Raw genomic sequence first — 15,833 nt, 5'->3', positions numbered from 1 at the left:
TTTTAAAGATCTTAATTTTAAACCGTACTGGTCAAATTGGACGGGAATTATAATAGGAAAATCTTACTTTGTCAAGAGGTTTGCGCTTAACTTTGGCTTAAATTTTGGAAATTGTGTAAAATCAACAAAAACTACTATTTTTTAACTATGTTTGTTAATTTTAATTAATGCTATTTTTGATACAATCTTATCTTTATATAAATTAATAATGGGGAGCCGTATATACATAATGAGTAAGTCTATATTTAGAGAGTATGATATTAGAGGAATATTTGAAAAAGAGTTAAATGAAAATATTGTAAAAAAAATTGGATTTTATTTAGCAAAAGCTTTAATAAAAAGAGTTCCAACTGCAGTTTATATTGCTGTTGGTTATGATGCGAGACTTCACTCACCAATTTTAAAAAATTGGCTAAGCTCTGGTATTAATAAAGCTGGATTAAAAGTTTTAGATATGGGATTAGTTCCAACTCCTGCAAACTACTTTGCTAATTTTAATGAAATTGATGGGTATAGTTGTGATGGATCTATTATGATTACGGGTTCACATAATCCTCCTGAATACAATGGTTTTAAAATTACTTTAAATAAAGATCCATTTTTTGGTGATGATATTTATGCTTTAGGAGAAGATATTTTAAAAGATAAGTCAATTATTCCTAATAATGAAGTTACTATTAAAATAGATTGTAAAAATAGATATATTGATTATATAGTAAATCACTTCTCTCATTTGAAACTTAATAATAAAGAGTTTGTTTTTGATTGTGGAAATGGTGTTGCTGGTGTTGTATTAAGAGAGATTTTAGATAGATTAAATATCAAGTATAAAATCTTATTTGAAGAACCCGATGGAAATTTTCCAAATCATCATCCAGATCCAAGCGATGAGCACACACTTGAAGATATTAAAAAAGAGCTAGAAACTGGTAAATTTAATTTTGGATTTGCTTATGATGGAGATGCAGATAGAATTGCTCTATTATCATCTAAATATAACTTTAAAGGAGATATATTAGCAATATTTTTCTCTAAACATATTAATAATCCAACGGTTATTGGTGAAGTAAAATGTTCACAAGTTATGTATGACACTATCAACTCTTATGGTAAAGCTATTATGTACAAGACAGGTCACTCAAACCTAAAAGTTAAAATAAAAGAGACAAATGCATCTTTTGCGGCTGAAGTATCAGGGCATCTATTCTTCAATGATAGATATTTTGGATACGATGATGCAATTTATGCAACTTTTAGAGCTTTAGAGTTGATAGATGCTGGTTTTGATTTTGATTTAGAGTTTGAAGCATTACCAAAAGTTTACTCAACTCCTGAAATAAATATAACGGTAACTGAAGATACAAAGTTTAAAATCATTGAAGATTTAAAAAAAGCTTTACAAAATCCAACTTCAGATTTTCCAAAAATAAAAGATATTATAACTGTTGATGGTGTAAGAGTTATTTTTGAAAAAGGTTGGGGATTAGTTAGAGCTAGTAACACAACTCCAAAATTAGTAACAAGATTTGAAGCCAATATAAAAGAGAATGCAAAAGTATATGAAGATGCATTAATAAAACTATTTAATCAAATAAAAGGAAACTAAATATGAACACTAATAATAATCCAATAAAAAAATGTCTATTCCCAGCAGCTGGTTATGGTACAAGATTTTTACCAGCAACTAAAGCAACGCCAAAAGAGATGTTACCAATTTTAACTAAACCATTAATTCAATATGGAGTTGAAGAGGCACTTGCAGCTGGAATTGAGAATATGGCAATAGTTACAGGCCGTGGGAAAAGAGCTATTGAAGATCACTTTGATATTTCATATGAACTTGAGCATCAAATAAAAGGAACTAGCAAAGAGCACTATTTAACAGAGATTAGAGATGTAATTACAAAATGTACTTTTTCTTACACAAGACAAATAGAGATGAAGGGATTAGGTCATGCTATTTTATCTGGTGAGAACCTAATTGGAAATCAACCTTTTGCTGTTTTATTAGCTGATGACTTATGTGATTCATCAGACAATGGAGTATTATCACAAATGGTTGAACTATATAAAAAATATACATGCTCAATTGTTGCAATTGAAGAGATTCCAAAAGAGGATACAAATAAATATGGAGTAATTGCTGGAAATGAGATAGAACCAGGAATTTTTATGGTTAAAGATATGGTTGAAAAGCCTGAACCTGAAGTTGCACCTTCAAATTTAGCAATAATAGGAAGATATATTCTAACTCCAGATATTTTCGATATCATAAAAGAGACAAAACCAGGTAAAGGTGGAGAGATTCAAATTACTGATGCACTTTTAACTCAAGCTAAAAAAGGGATGGTTTTAGCATATAAATTTAAAGGTCAAAGATTTGATTGTGGAAGTATTGATGGATTTGTAAAAGCTACAAACTATTTTTATGATAAATCTAATAAAGAAGATAAAAAGAGTAAAAAAGATGAAAAATAACCTCTATTATCCAAAAGTTTCACTAAGCGATGAAGATATCTTTGCAGAGATAAAAAAAGAGAGAGAGACAATTGGTTACTACTCTTTACCTTATACAGATACTTCAAGTTTAAAATCAAGACTAAATAATCTTAACTTTAAACAAAAAAATATTGCAATAATTGGAATTGGTGGAAGTACATTAGGAACATATGCAATATATAACTTCTTAAAATATAATAAACAAAAAAACCAAACTTTAAAAAAAGATATCTATTTTTTTGAAAGTACTGATCCTGTTAATCTTAATGGAACTATTTGTGAATTTGATTTAAATGATACACTTTTTATTGTTATCTCAAAATCTGGAACTACAATTGAAACAGTATCAATTTTTAAATATTTAAGTTCACTTGTTAAAATGGATAAATTAAATCTATTAGTAATTACTGAAAATGATAGCAAGTTAAATAGTTTTGCACAACACAACAGTCTTGAAACTTTTGAAATTCCAAAAAATGTTGGTGGAAGATTCTCTGTTTTATCAAATGTTGGTTTAGTGCCTTTATATTTAGCTGGTTTTGATATTGATGAGATTTTAAATGGAGCAAAAAAAATATCTACATCTTTTTTTGAACAAAATGAACTTTATAATCACCTAATAAAAAAAGCAAGAACATATTATGAGTATAAAGATGTATATAATATAAATGCAGTTTTTTCATACTCGCAACTTCTTGAAGGTTTTAATAAGTGGTATATTCAACTTTGGGGAGAGAGCCTTGGAAAAATTGATGCAAACAATACAAATCAAGGATTAACTCCAATTGGGCTTTTAGGACCTGTTGATCAACACTCATTTTTACAATTAATTGTTGAGGGAAAAAGAGATAAAACTGTAACATTTATCAAAATAAAAGATTTTAAAGATGATACAAAAATTTCTCCTACAAATTTAAAAGCTCTTGAAGAGTTAGATTATATAAATAATATTGATTTTAAAGAGCTAATAAATCTTCAAGCTGATGCAACAATTGCTTCTGTTAAAGAGTATCAAAAAGATATTCCTATTGATTTAATTGAGATTGAAGAGATAAGTGAGTTTGAAATAGGAAAACTACTATTTTACTATGAACTTTTAACTTCACTTGTAGGAAAATTTTTAAGAATAAATACTTATGACCAACCAGGAGTTGAAGGTGGTAAGATTATTTTAAAAGAGATGTTAAAAAGTAAAAAATAGATGGAACAGATATTTTCAAGTTTAATACCAATATTCTCTTTAATAGTAATTGGTTACCTATTTAAAAAGATAAGTTTTCCATCAAATGAGTTTTGGCCAATGGCTGATAAATTAACATATTATGTTTTGATGCCAGCTCTTTTGATAATTACCCTATCAAAAGCAAAACTTGATTCAAATGATATAAATCTTATTTTTGTATCTATTCTTGCAATATTTTTAACAATGATTTTATTAATGATATTTAATAAAATAAGTCCTACTCAAAATAGCTCTTTTACATCAATTGTTCAAGGTGGAATTAGATTTAATACATATGTTTTTTTAGCTTTAAGTGCCTCTATTTTTGGTGATAGTGGATTAGCTATGGCTGCTGTTATTATAACTTTTGCCATTCCTATTTTAAATATATTTTGTATAACTATTTTTGCTTTATATTCACAAAATAGTAAAATTAATTTTTTATATCTTTTAAACTCTATTTTAAGAAATCCATTAATTATAGCTTGTTTTATGGGTTCTTTGATAAATTTTTCAAATATAAATATTCCAATAAGTATAGAAAAATTACTTCAAATTTTAAGCAATGCTGCACTTCCATTGGGACTATTATCAATTGGTTATACCTTAGTTTTAAAAGAGATAAAAAGTTCAAAAAAAGATTTAACTATTAGTACAATTACTAAATTTTTGATTCTTCCTATAACTATATATTTATTTGCAAAACTTTTTGAACTTGATAATAGTATGATCTCTATTTTAGTTCTTTTTGCAATTATGCCAACAGCTCCAAGCTCTTTTATTCTTGCTAGGCAATTAAATGGAAATTTGTCTTTAATGACCTCAATAATAACTGTACAAACACTACTATCTGTTCTGTTTTTAGCTATTTTTGTAAACTATTTTATATATTTTTAATCTCATAATAGTATCCAACTCCTTGAATATTTTTTAGAAAATCAGATGGGAGTTTTTTTCGTAAATTTTTTATAAAAAGTCTCATTGCATTTTGCGACATAATAGAGTCTTCATCACAAATATTATCATGTAACTCTTCATAACTAATTACCCTATTTTTAGATAACAAAAACTTTAAAAAATTTGACTCTTTTTTTGTTAGTATAAACTCTTCATTCTCATTTGAAATTGTTGATTTACTACTATTAAAAATCCAATTTTTATTTAAATAGTATAAACTCTCATTTTTATAGGAGTTTAAAAATAGCTCTAAAGCCTCTTCTAGTTTATCTATTGTAATTGGTTTTACAATATATTTTACTAAAAATAGCTCAGTTGCCTTTAATAAGTAGTTAATATTTGTGTATGCAGATGTTATTATAACTCTCGTTTTTGTATCATTTTCTCTAATTTTTTTTATAAAATCTATTCCTGTTTCACTCTGCATTCTAATATCTGTAATTATTAAATCTGGTTTTTTTTCAAGATATATCTCATAAGCATCTTTTGTATTATCTGAAGTAAAAACTTCTTTAAAATAGTGTTTTAATATCTCTTTAATATTGTTTTGAATACCTAAATCATCTTCAACATACAAAACATTATACGAGCTTAGTTTATTTAAATTGCTATTCATATTTTCAAAATCCATATTAGTAAAGATATGCTATTATAACAAAGCATTCATAAATGAGGAACTTTTTTGAACAATAATATTGAGAAAAATCTATTAAAAACAATAATTTTAAGTTTTATTGCAACTATTTCGGCTTTGGTTTTTGCTATTTCAGCATTTTATGTAAAAAATACTCAAGATAATTTTGAACTTGATATGCAAAAATATGTAAATGTTTATTATAACGATGTTAAAGATATTTTAAAAAATAAAATTAATATAGTTATTGATATTTTAGAACACAATGAAAAAGTATTAAATTTAAGAAAAGATGAGCTTAAAAAATTTAATGCAAATTTTTTAAATAACATAACTTTTGAAAAAAATAAAAGTAACTATATATTTGTTTATGAAGTTGTTAATTTTGATGGTGGTGATGATTTCGCAATAATGCTTGTAAATCCAAATAGACCAGATTTAGCAGGAAATTTAATATCTACAAATGAAATCGATACACATGGTAAAAAGTTTCGTGAGGAGTTTTTAGAGAATATAAAAAAATATGGAGAATCATTTACAAAGTATTCATATAAAAAACCAGATTCAAATGAGGCACAATATAAACTCTCTTACTTTAAATATTATGAGAAATTAAACTGGATAATTGCTGTTGGAGTATATATTGATGATATTGAAAAAGAGCTAGTAAAACAGAGAAATGAGTTAGAAAATAAGATAGAAAAACAGATATTTCAAAATGTTTTACTATTTATTATGTTTCTTATGATTGCAATTTTATTTTCAATAACAATTTCAAATAAGATTTATAATATTTTAAAAATATATAAAGAGAAAGTTATTGAAAATGAAAAAGAGTTAAAACTTCTAAACAAATCTCTTGAAGAGATGATGTCAAATATAGCTCATCAATGGAGGCAACCTCTTTCAGAACTATCTTCAATTTTAATGCTTATAAAATTAAAATATGACAAAAATAGTTTAGATAAAGAGACTATGCAAAAAAAATCAAAAGAAGCAAATATGGTTTTAGAGTATATGTCAAATACTATTGATGATTTTAGAGGCTTTTTTTCAACAACAAAAGAGAAAGAAGAGTTTTTTCTAAATGAGTTATTAAACAATGTAATATCAATTAATTCAAATGTTTTAAAAATGAATAATATAGATATAAAAATAGATATTAATAAAGATATTAAATTAAATAGTTTTTTAAATGAGTATCAACAGGTAATTTTAAATATATTAAAAAATTCAAAAGACGCATTAATAGAGAGAGATATAAAAAATCCTACTATAAAAATAGAAGCTTTTGAAGATGAAAAAAGTGTTACTTTAACTATTGAAGATAATGGTGGAGGTATTGATGTAAAACCTTTAAACAAAATTTTTGAAGCATACTTTTCTACAAAAAAACAAAACAAAGGTACTGGAATTGGTCTTTACATGTCAAAAATGATTGTTGAAAAAAGTTTAAAAGGTGAAATCAAGGTAGAAAATATAAATAAAGGTGTAAGATTTTCTATAACTATTGCTAAAAATATTTAAAAAGTAAGAGTTTTACTCTTACTTTAAAATATTTTAGTATCCAAACATTAAATTTGGAAGCCAAAGAGATATTGCTGGAATATATGTTACTAACATTAATCCAAAAAGTAAAACTAAAGTCATAGGTAAAGAAGCTTTAATAACTTGTCCCATACTAAGTCCAGTAATTCCACTTGCAACAAATAGGTTTAATCCAACTGGAGGAGTTAGCATTCCTATTTCCATATTTACAACCATAATAACCCCAAGATGAATTGGATCAACTCCAAGAGCAACACCAATTGGAAGTAATAATGGAACTGTAATCATAACAACAGAACTAGGCTCCATAAATTGTCCCATTATTAAAAGTAAAATATTTACAATTAATAAGAACATTAAAGGAGTAACATTTGCTTCTAAAATCCATTGAGTAATTTGTTGTGGAATTTGCTCATCAGTTAAAAAGTGTGCAAAAATCATAGCATTTGCAATAATAAAGAAAATCATTGCACTTGTTTGTGCTGAATCTAATAATATTTTATACAAATCTTTAATTTTTAAATCTTTATATATAAAATAAGATACAAAAAATGCATACATAACACTAACTGCACCAGCTTCAGTTGGTGTAAAGATTCCTCCGTAGATTCCTCCAATAACAACTACAATAATTAAAAGTGCCCAAAATGCTTCTTTAAAAGCGATAAATTGCTCTTTAAAGCTTGCCATTTTACCAGATTTAAATCCACTTCTTCTCGCTAGAATATATGTTGCTAGCATCATCATTCCACCGATCATAAGACCAGGAATAACTCCTGCCATAAATAGTTTTCCAATTGATTCATCAGCACTAACACCGTAAACAATAAATACAACTGAAGGTGGAATTAAAATCCCTAATGTTCCAGCTGTTGTAATAGTACCAATTGCAAATTGCTCATTATATCCAGCTTGTTTTATAGCTCCATACATAACAGAACCAATAGCAGCAACTGTTGCTGGAGAGCTTCCACTAATAGCAGCAAAAATAATTGAAGCTAAAATTGCAGCAATTGGAAGTCCTCCTGGAAGATGTCCAACTAAAGTTTTTGCAAAATCAATAATTCTTCTAGCAGCACTTCCTCTTGCAAGTAGTGAACCAGCTAAAATAAACATAGGAATTGCCATAAGAGTGTACTTATTTAATCCATCAAACACTTTTGATGTAATTCCCATTAAATCCATATCTGTAAAGAAGAAAGTAGATGCTAATGTACTAGCTCCTAATGCAACAGCAACAGGAACTCCAACTAACATTAAACCAAATAGTAAAATAAAAAGAGTTGCAATAACCATTATTTCTTTTCTCCTTTAATCTCTTCTAAAATAGCTTCATGTTCACTAAATAGTTTAATATCATTTGCATCTGTTTTAAATAGCTCAACCAATTTTTCAGCAACTCTATAAGCAGCAAGAATAAAAGCTATTGGAAGAACTAAATGTGGAATCCACATTGGAATATTTAAATCAACACTCATTTCGCCAAAATCCATAAGCATTAATACTAATTCATATCCAAAATAAGATAATAAACCTAAATATAAAATTGATAAAATATTTGCAAATATTAAAAATGATTTCATAAGCATTGCAGGCATTCTCTCAATTAAAAGAGTTATAGAGATATGTGCTCCGTGCTTAAATCCATAAGCTGCTCCAAAAAGAGCAGACCAAATAAATAGATAGTTTGTAAGCTCACCTGCCCAAGGAAGGCTCATATCAAAGGCGTATCTAAGTACTACATTAATAAAAGCCACAATCACACCTAATAGCAGTCCGTAGACTGCCATAGTTTGATTTATTGTGCCTACAACTACATCAATAACATCAAAGAATTTTTTCATATAAAAATCTACCTACTTTGTTTCTATAGTTTGTTTGATTAGATCTTCTCCAATCACTTTATAAAATTGTGGATATACAGTTGACATAACTCTTCTCCAGTTAGCAACTTGCTCATCATTTAACTCATAAATTTCAAGTCTTCCAGAATCTTTAGCATATTTTCTTAATGCATCAATAATTTTTGCATCTTCTATAGCTGTCTCTCTTCTTTCTAACTCAGTTGCTTCTTTCATAGCAGTTTTTACATGCTCTTGTAAATCTTTTGGTAATTTATTAAAGAATTGTTGATTCATAACAACTAAATATCCTAAATAACCGTGACTACTTAAAGTTAAACTTGATTGAACTTCATGAAATTTTTTAGTAAAGAAGTTAGATAGTGGGTTTTCTGTTGCATCAACAACACCTTGTTGAAGTGCTGAATAAACCTCAGAGAATGGTAAAATTTGTGGATTTCCACCAACTGCTTTAAATTGTGCCTCTAAAACTTTAGAACTTTGAATTCTATATTTTAGACCTTTTGCATCTTCTGGATTAACAATTGGTTGTTTACTACTTGAGAAATGTTTAAATCCAGCATCCCAATAATCAAATGCTAGCATTTGTTTTTTTGCATCAATAAATGATTTTAATTTAGCTCCAACTTCTCCATCCATAACTGCATAAAGATGTGCTTTATCTCTAAAAATAAATGGTAAATCAAATAGTTGCATTTGTGGTGCAATACTTGTAAATTTTGAAAGACTTGGCATAATTACTTGAACATTATTCATAACTAATGCTTTCATCTCTTCACCATCACCATAAAGTTGAGAGTTAGGGAAAACTTGAACATCAATTCTTCCATTTGTTAACTCTTCAATTCTTTTTTCTAAATAATCAGATGCAATACCTTTTGGTGTACTTGAACTAACAACGTGACTAATTTTCATAACATACTCTGCAGCCATTGCAGATGTCGCTAATAACGAAGCAGTAACTACTCCTAAAATAGCTCTTTTCATGAGTTTCTCCTTAAAATTTGTTTTTAGGAAAAGATTATAACAGAAAATTATGTAGCTATTATGTAAAATAGTCACATTTATATGAAAGAATTGAAAATTATTAAATTTGGCTTAAACAAAGATTAATAAAAAAAATTAACTCTTTAAATTAACCTAATCTTGATTACTTTTCACTCTCTTTATTTAAATAAAGTAAAGATTTATATATATTAAAAGTTCCATATAAAATAAATAGATAAGCCAAAAGCTCTGTACCCTCTTCTATCATTGATTTTACCATATACATATAATTATCAACCATAACAAGTTTCCAAAAACTACCCATTCCAAATAGTCTTGAAAATACTAATAAAAATGCTATAGAAAAGATTATAAGTTTCATTTGTGGTATTTTAAAATAGATTGCTAGTTGTTTAAAACCATTTTTATAATCAAAAGCAAAATAGATTATTGCAATAAATGTAACTGTAAGCGCAACTGGAAACCAAAATCCATGATAAACAGTATCAAGTAAAGCATCATTCTCTCTTATAAAAAGTACAAGAAAAAATGAAGCTATTAAAACTGAAGCTCTTCTTAGATTGGCTATTTTTTTTGCTATATAAAAAAATATACCATAAGTTAAAGTTAAAAATAGTAGTTGAAAAGCTTCTGTAAGTGACATTTCTGATACAAAATCATTAAAAATAATTATATCTAATCTTAATATAAGTGGTGGAATAGCAAATAGACAAACAAATATAAAAAATTTTGTTAAAGTTTCTAATATAATTTTTTTAGTCTCTTTTTTATCAATAATAAAATTTTTTTTTCATATAATTTTTTTCCTTTATTAATAATTCCAGAATTATATCTAGAACAAACATAAGAAAAAGTTATATAAATACAAAAATAATTAATTTTATTGCTAAAATAGTCAAAAGTGTCTTTAAAACTATTGTAAATCTTTTTCCATCAATTTTATCTCTAAGTTTTGTTCCAATATAACTTCCAAGTATAGCCCCTATAATCATAGAGACAATAATAGTTATATAATCAAAAAATACAAATCCAAAATATGCAAAAACAACAATTTTTAAAAAATGAGTAATACTCATCAAAAGTGCGCCAGTTGCTACAACTTTATCTTTCTCTTTAAAATCTTTTAGTAAAAGTGTCATTGTAAGAGGTCCTGTTGCTCCAACAACCATAGAGAGTCCTGTTTGAAAAAAACCTGCAATATAGTAGTTTTCATACTTTTTAATCTTTTCATTAAATTTTTGACTCCAAAGTGAAAGTAAAATATAAATTCCAATAAAAAGTGGCACATAATCAAGACTAATAATGCTTAATATACCAGCAAAAAGAGCTATTCCTAAAATTGAACCAATTAAAAATTTTGGAACTACACTAAACTCTATATCTTTATATCCAAAATAAGCACGGCTTAAATTACTTGAAACTTGAGTAAGACCATGAACAGGAATAAGTGCATTTATAGGCAAAAAAGATGGCAAAATTGCTATTAACATCATTCCTCCACCAATTCCTACAATTGCAGCAACAACAGATGTAAAAAAAGTAACAAATCCTAAAAATATCTCTATCATATTTATCCTATTTAAAAAATAGTGTAAATTAGCAAATAATGCCTTTATTATTGAAATCTAGTTATAATTTTTTCTTCAAAAAAAGGATTTTTATATGAAAAGATTACTAATAGTTACTACAATATTTGCAAATTTCTTATTTGCAAATTATGATTATAGAGGTAAAAATAGTGGAAAAATAGATATGCACGGTGGTAAAGGTGAAAATCTTATAAATGAACAAAATAGTCTTCAAAACAAAGATTTAAATAAAATAGGAATTATAAAACCAAAGCTACCAAATGCGCCACAAAAATTGATAAATGAAGATAAAAAAGAGAAAAAGGATGGACTTAAATAGTGAAAAAAAGATATAAATTTATTTCATGGAATGTAAATGGGGTAAGAGCTGTTGATAAAAAAGAGGCTTTAAAATGGGTTGATGAGCATGATATTCATATTCTTGGACTTCAAGAGACAAAATCAATGAAAAATCAAATTCCAAAAACAATATTTAATAAAGAGTTTAAATTTTTAACAGCTAGTGAATCTGCAATTAAAGGAAGAAGTGGAACTGCCCTATTTTCAGATATTGATATATCTTTTGAGTGTAATTGTCCAACAGTAGATGTTTTAAATGAAGGAAGAATAAATGAGGTTCACTTTAAACTAAAAGATAAAGATATAGCTTTTTTTAATGTATATTTTCCAAATGGACAAAGCTCTCAAGAGAGACTTGATTATAAAATGGAGTTTTATGATAGATTTTTAACTCATTGTGAAAATTTAAAAAAAGATGGGAAATCAATAATTGTTTGTGGAGATGTAAACACAGCGCATACTGAAATTGATATTGCAAGACCAAAAGCAAATGAAAATACAAGTGGTTTTTTAAAGATGGAGAGAGATTGGATTAGTAAATTTTTAGAGCACGGTTATTTAGATACTTTTAGATTAGTAAATGGCGATTTAAAAGATAAATACTCTTGGTGGAGTTATAGAGCAAATGCTAGAGAGAATAATGTTGGATGGAGAATTGACTACTTTTATGTAAGTTCTGATTTAAAAGATTTTGTAAAAGATGCCTATATTTTAGATAATATTTTTGGAAGTGATCACTGCCCTATTGGGCTTGAAATAGAGTTTTAAAGATAGAAATTAAACTTTTTGTATCTAAATTTTAAAAAAATTGTATAAATATTTTCAATTATTTAAAAAAATATCAAATATTTTAGGTACAATAAAATTTAATTTTAACACGGAGAGTATAAATGAACAAAACAGAATTTATTGATGCAGTTGCAGCAAAAGCTGGATTATCTAAAAAAGATTCAAAAAGTGCAGTTGATGCAGTATTAGAAACTATTACTGAAGCTTTAGTAAAAAAAGATTCAGTTGCATTTGTTGGATTTGGAACATTCTCAACAGCTAATAGAGCTGCTAGAGTTGCAAAAGTTCCAGGAACAGATAAAACTGTAAATGTACCTGCAACAACTGTTGCTAAATTTAAAGTTGGAAAAGCTTTAAAAGAAGCTGTTGCAAAATAATTTTATCTATTTATAAAAAAAAGGGGTCATCAAATGATGACCCCTTTTTTTATGCTTTTAATCTTGTCTTGGATCCATTTCTGCAACAACAGGACCTGAAGTAACAGGGAAGTTTACAAAAACACTCATATCATCATCGGAAACTCTTTTTCTAGATAAAGAGTATAATCCTAAAAAAAATCCAATTGTTAGATATATAAAAAATATAGCTTCATAGTTTAAAAATGTAAATATAATACCTAAAATAATTGGAGCTATAAAGCTTCCAGCACCATAAGCAAAAAGTAAAGCTCGACTAATCTCAACCATATCTTTATTTTCATCCAATTCATCATTTGCTCTTGCAAGACTAAGTGGATAAATAGCAAATATCGTCACTCCTAAAAGTAGTGCCAAAATATAGTAGTAACTATTTAATTCAGGAACTATTATAAAAAGAAGAGAGACAAAAGCTGTAAAAAATCCACAAAAAGCAATCAACTTTCTTCTTCCATATTTATCTGATAATTTTCCAATAGGCCACTGAGAAACTAATCCACCAATCAAAGTTAAAGACATAAATATTGATAAAATAGTTGTTGAATCAAATTTATGCAGTATAGTCAAAGGTAGCATTGTAAAAAAACTTCCAACAAAAAATCCACCTATAAAACTTCCTGTAAGTGCCAAAGGAACTATAGAGTATAGTTTTGGAAAACTATACTGTTCAAAAGGTTTTAAAATTGGCTCTTTTATCTTCGTCATAGCAATAGTAATTAAAGAAAAAAGTACCAACACAGAACCAACTGTAAATACAAAAAATTCAGAATCTTTTGGAATAGTTAAAAATAGTTGCCCTAAAGCAGTTGAAAGATAAAAAATTATTGTATAAATAGCCAAAATCTGACCTCTTTGAGAGTTTGAACTCTTTTCATTTAACCAACTTTCAACAATTATTAAAAGAGCATAAAATGAGAAACCAGAAATAAGCCTTAGAAATCCCCAAAAAAATTCATTTAAATATACAGAGTGAAGTAAAAAAGCAATTACCATTAAAGCAGCAAAAGATGCAAAACTTCTAATATGTCCAATAGTTGATATTATTTTTTGGCTAAAAATTGATGATGCGATTGCTCCTAAAAAAAATGCTGAATTTATTAAACCTATTGAAAAACTAGATGCTCCAGCTTGTTTTAAATAAACACCTATATAAGTTATCATAATTCCATAACCTATTGCTAAAAATGTGATACTTAAAAAAAGTGATGATATTGGCAAGATATAAGTTTTTAAGTTTTTCATATAAATCCTTCATTTTTATTTGTTTGTTCTTGAATCATTTAATAACTCATCATGTTCACTCATATCCCAAGGTAAAGTTCCAGGTGATGTGTGAACAAATCTTAAGTATTTTTCAAATTGAGTTATTATGTCATTTATTATTGTATTCTCATCATAACCATATAAATCATAGTATAAACCACCTCTTTTTAGAAAAACCTCTGCATTATAATAATATTTTTGTTTTTTTTGATCTATTTTTTGTTCTACAAAATCAGGAAGCTCATACTCTCTTAATCTAACCTCATATGTAAACTTAATATCATCATTTTTAAATATCACAATGATAGCTCTTATATACTCCTCATCATATTCAATTTTACAATTCCAATCTTTGTTTTCAAGCTCTTTTTCAACTTTTTTCATACTTTTATAGACATTATTTTTTATAAAATCAACAACTAAATCTTTTGTTGGAAAATTTATGAGTGTATTTAGTTTTTCTCTCCAATTGCTTTGTTTCTCATCTGAATACATACTTAAACTTATGCTATGATTTAAACTTGCTACTCTGTGACTCTCTATTACCAAAGCTCTCCAAACTCCAATAGCTGCTATTAACATAATAATTGCAAAAGGCAAAGCACTTGTAATTGATGCAGTTTGTAAAGCACCCAATCCCCCAGCTAAAAGTAGAACAGATGCTATAACTCCTTGAATTACAACCCAAAAAACTCTTTGCCAAATTGGAGTATATGTTGCCCCTCCAGATGCTAGTGAATCAACAACTAAAGATCCTGAATCAGCTGAAGTTACAAAAAAAGTGATGATTAAAATTACAGTTATAAAAGATACTATTTGAGTAAATGGTAATCTTTCATAAAGTTTAAAAAGTGCTATTGCTTTATCAGTTTGAACCTCTTTTATAAGCTCTTCATACCCTTGAACCATAACCATATGCAAAGCTGTATCTCCAAATACACTAAACCATAAAAATGTAAACAAAGTTGGAACTAACATAACTCCAACTACAAACTGTCTAATAGTTCTACCACGACTAATTTTGGCAATAAACAATCCAACAAATGGAGCCCAAGCAATTGTCCAACCAAAGATAAATAAAGTCCAATTACCCATCCAATCACTTGAAGTATAAGCTTGAAGACTAAAAGTCCTCTCCACAATATTACTTAAATAACTTCCAGTATTTTCTAAAAAAGTCTCAAGAATAAATATTGTAGGACCTGCAATAAATACAAATGTCATTAAAACTACAGCAATAAAAATATTTATTATTGATAATCTTTTAATCCCTTTATCCATTCCAGCAACTACAGAGATTAATGCAATTGATGTAATAAGTGCAATAATAGTGATTTGAACAGAAATGCTAACATCTATTGAGGGCCATAAATAGTTAAGCCCAGCATTTATTTGCGCAACTGAAAGACCTAATGTTGTTGCAATTCCAAAAACTGTTCCTAAAATTGCAAAAGTATCAACAATATGCCCAGGTGCTCCATAGATTTTATCACCTATTAAAGGATAAAGAGTAGATCTCATAGATAAAGGCAACCCGTGTCTAAAAGCAAAATATGCTAAAGCCAAACCTGTAAGTCCATATATTCCCCAAATATGAAAACCCCAGTGAAAATAAGATATTTGCATAGCTTGTTTTGCTGCATCAACTGTTAAAGCCACACCTTGAGGTGGTGTTGAGTAGTGAAGAATTGGTTCAGCAACACCAAA

At 27.3% G+C, this 15,833-nt stretch carries 16 protein-coding genes; 8 read left to right on the top strand and 8 right to left on the bottom strand.

Features of this window, described 5'->3' with window-relative positions; all coding sequences use genetic code 11:
• Positions 1-229 precede the first annotated feature (229 nt).
• From WC168_RS06960 to WC168_RS06945, 4 genes are read left to right on the top strand one after another with little or no spacing between them, the layout of a single operon-like run.
• Positions 230-1,606 (top strand): phosphomannomutase/phosphoglucomutase, encoded by a 1,377-nt coding sequence (locus WC168_RS06960; RefSeq protein ID WP_279135698.1) that lies wholly within the window; start codon positions 230-232, stop codon positions 1,604-1,606.
• 2 nt (positions 1,607-1,608) lie between these two features.
• Positions 1,609-2,478, top strand: a complete 870-nt coding sequence (gene galU, locus WC168_RS06955; protein ID WP_066158828.1) for a UTP--glucose-1-phosphate uridylyltransferase GalU — start codon at positions 1,609-1,611, stop codon at positions 2,476-2,478.
• The gene (locus WC168_RS06950) at positions 2,468-3,700 is read left to right on the top strand and encodes a glucose-6-phosphate isomerase (RefSeq protein WP_372618329.1); all 1,233 of its coding nucleotides are present in this window, start codon (positions 2,468-2,470) and stop codon (positions 3,698-3,700) included. Before galU ends, WC168_RS06950 begins: the two co-directional genes overlap by 11 nt.
• Positions 3,701-4,618 (top strand): AEC family transporter, encoded by a 918-nt coding sequence (locus WC168_RS06945; protein WP_372618327.1) that lies wholly within the window; start codon positions 3,701-3,703, stop codon positions 4,616-4,618.
• Here the strand turns inward: WC168_RS06945 and WC168_RS06940 are convergent.
• Positions 4,605-5,309 (bottom strand): response regulator transcription factor, encoded by a 705-nt coding sequence (locus WC168_RS06940; RefSeq protein WP_372618325.1) that lies wholly within the window; start codon positions 5,307-5,309, stop codon positions 4,605-4,607. The genes WC168_RS06945 and WC168_RS06940 overlap by 14 nt on opposite strands.
• Positions 5,310-5,360: 51 nt before the next feature.
• Between WC168_RS06940 and WC168_RS06935 the strand changes: the two genes are divergently transcribed.
• Positions 5,361-6,839: a cache domain-containing protein gene (locus WC168_RS06935; protein WP_372618323.1), complete on the top strand. Its 1,479-nt coding sequence runs from the start codon at positions 5,361-5,363 to the stop codon at positions 6,837-6,839.
• A 33-nt stretch (positions 6,840-6,872) separates the two neighbouring features.
• On the opposite strand, the gene WC168_RS06930 is transcribed toward WC168_RS06935, so the two are convergent.
• From WC168_RS06930 to WC168_RS06910, 5 genes are all read right to left on the bottom strand, one after another.
• On the bottom strand, positions 6,873-8,156 hold the full coding sequence (locus tag WC168_RS06930; RefSeq protein ID WP_372618321.1) for a TRAP transporter large permease: 1,284 nt from the start codon (positions 8,154-8,156) through the stop codon (positions 6,873-6,875).
• Positions 8,156-8,704, bottom strand: a complete 549-nt coding sequence (locus WC168_RS06925; RefSeq protein WP_372618319.1) for a TRAP transporter small permease — start codon at positions 8,702-8,704, stop codon at positions 8,156-8,158. The genes WC168_RS06930 and WC168_RS06925 overlap by 1 nt, the downstream gene beginning before the upstream one ends.
• Positions 8,705-8,716: 12 nt before the next feature.
• On the bottom strand, positions 8,717-9,709 hold the full coding sequence (locus WC168_RS06920) for a DctP family TRAP transporter solute-binding subunit (RefSeq protein ID WP_372618317.1): 993 nt from the start codon (positions 9,707-9,709) through the stop codon (positions 8,717-8,719).
• Between the two features lie 163 nt (positions 9,710-9,872).
• Positions 9,873-10,373: a hypothetical protein gene (locus tag WC168_RS06915; protein ID WP_372618315.1), complete on the bottom strand. Its 501-nt coding sequence runs from the start codon at positions 10,371-10,373 to the stop codon at positions 9,873-9,875.
• A 211-nt stretch (positions 10,374-10,584) separates the two neighbouring features.
• Entirely contained in the window at positions 10,585-11,298 is a 714-nt protein-coding gene (locus WC168_RS06910) for a sulfite exporter TauE/SafE family protein (protein WP_066158798.1), read from the bottom strand.
• 94 nt (positions 11,299-11,392) lie between these two features.
• Here WC168_RS06910 and WC168_RS06905 point away from each other — a divergent pair, with 94 nt between their 5' ends.
• The 3 genes from WC168_RS06905 (at position 11,393) to WC168_RS06895 (ending at position 12,824) form a co-directional block, all read left to right on the top strand.
• Complete coding sequence (locus WC168_RS06905) at positions 11,393-11,638, top strand: hypothetical protein (protein WP_066158793.1); 246 nt, start codon at positions 11,393-11,395, stop codon at positions 11,636-11,638.
• A complete protein-coding gene (gene xth, locus WC168_RS06900) occupies positions 11,638-12,426 on the top strand; it encodes an exodeoxyribonuclease III (protein ID WP_066158791.1) in 789 nt (262 codons plus the stop codon). The genes WC168_RS06905 and xth overlap by 1 nt, the downstream gene beginning before the upstream one ends.
• Positions 12,427-12,548: 122 nt before the next feature.
• Positions 12,549-12,824, top strand: coding sequence for an HU family DNA-binding protein (locus WC168_RS06895; protein WP_066355586.1), 276 nt, complete (start codon positions 12,549-12,551; stop codon positions 12,822-12,824).
• A gap of 57 nt (positions 12,825-12,881) precedes the next feature.
• Here the strand turns inward: WC168_RS06895 and WC168_RS06890 are convergent, their stop codons facing one another.
• Positions 12,882-14,105: an MFS transporter gene (locus WC168_RS06890; protein WP_372618313.1), complete on the bottom strand. Its 1,224-nt coding sequence runs from the start codon at positions 14,103-14,105 to the stop codon at positions 12,882-12,884.
• 15 nt (positions 14,106-14,120) lie between these two features.
• A partial coding sequence (locus WC168_RS06885; protein ID WP_372618311.1) for a BCCT family transporter occupies positions 14,121-15,833 on the bottom strand: 1,713 nt, incomplete at its 5' end.

The sequence above is a fragment of the Aliarcobacter sp. genome, from assembly GCF_041672065.1.
GTDB classification, from domain to species: domain Bacteria; phylum Campylobacterota; class Campylobacteria; order Campylobacterales; family Arcobacteraceae; genus Aliarcobacter; species Aliarcobacter skirrowii.
The sequence above is the reverse complement of the archived record's forward strand: the minus strand, read 5'-3'. Positions and strand labels throughout refer to the sequence as shown.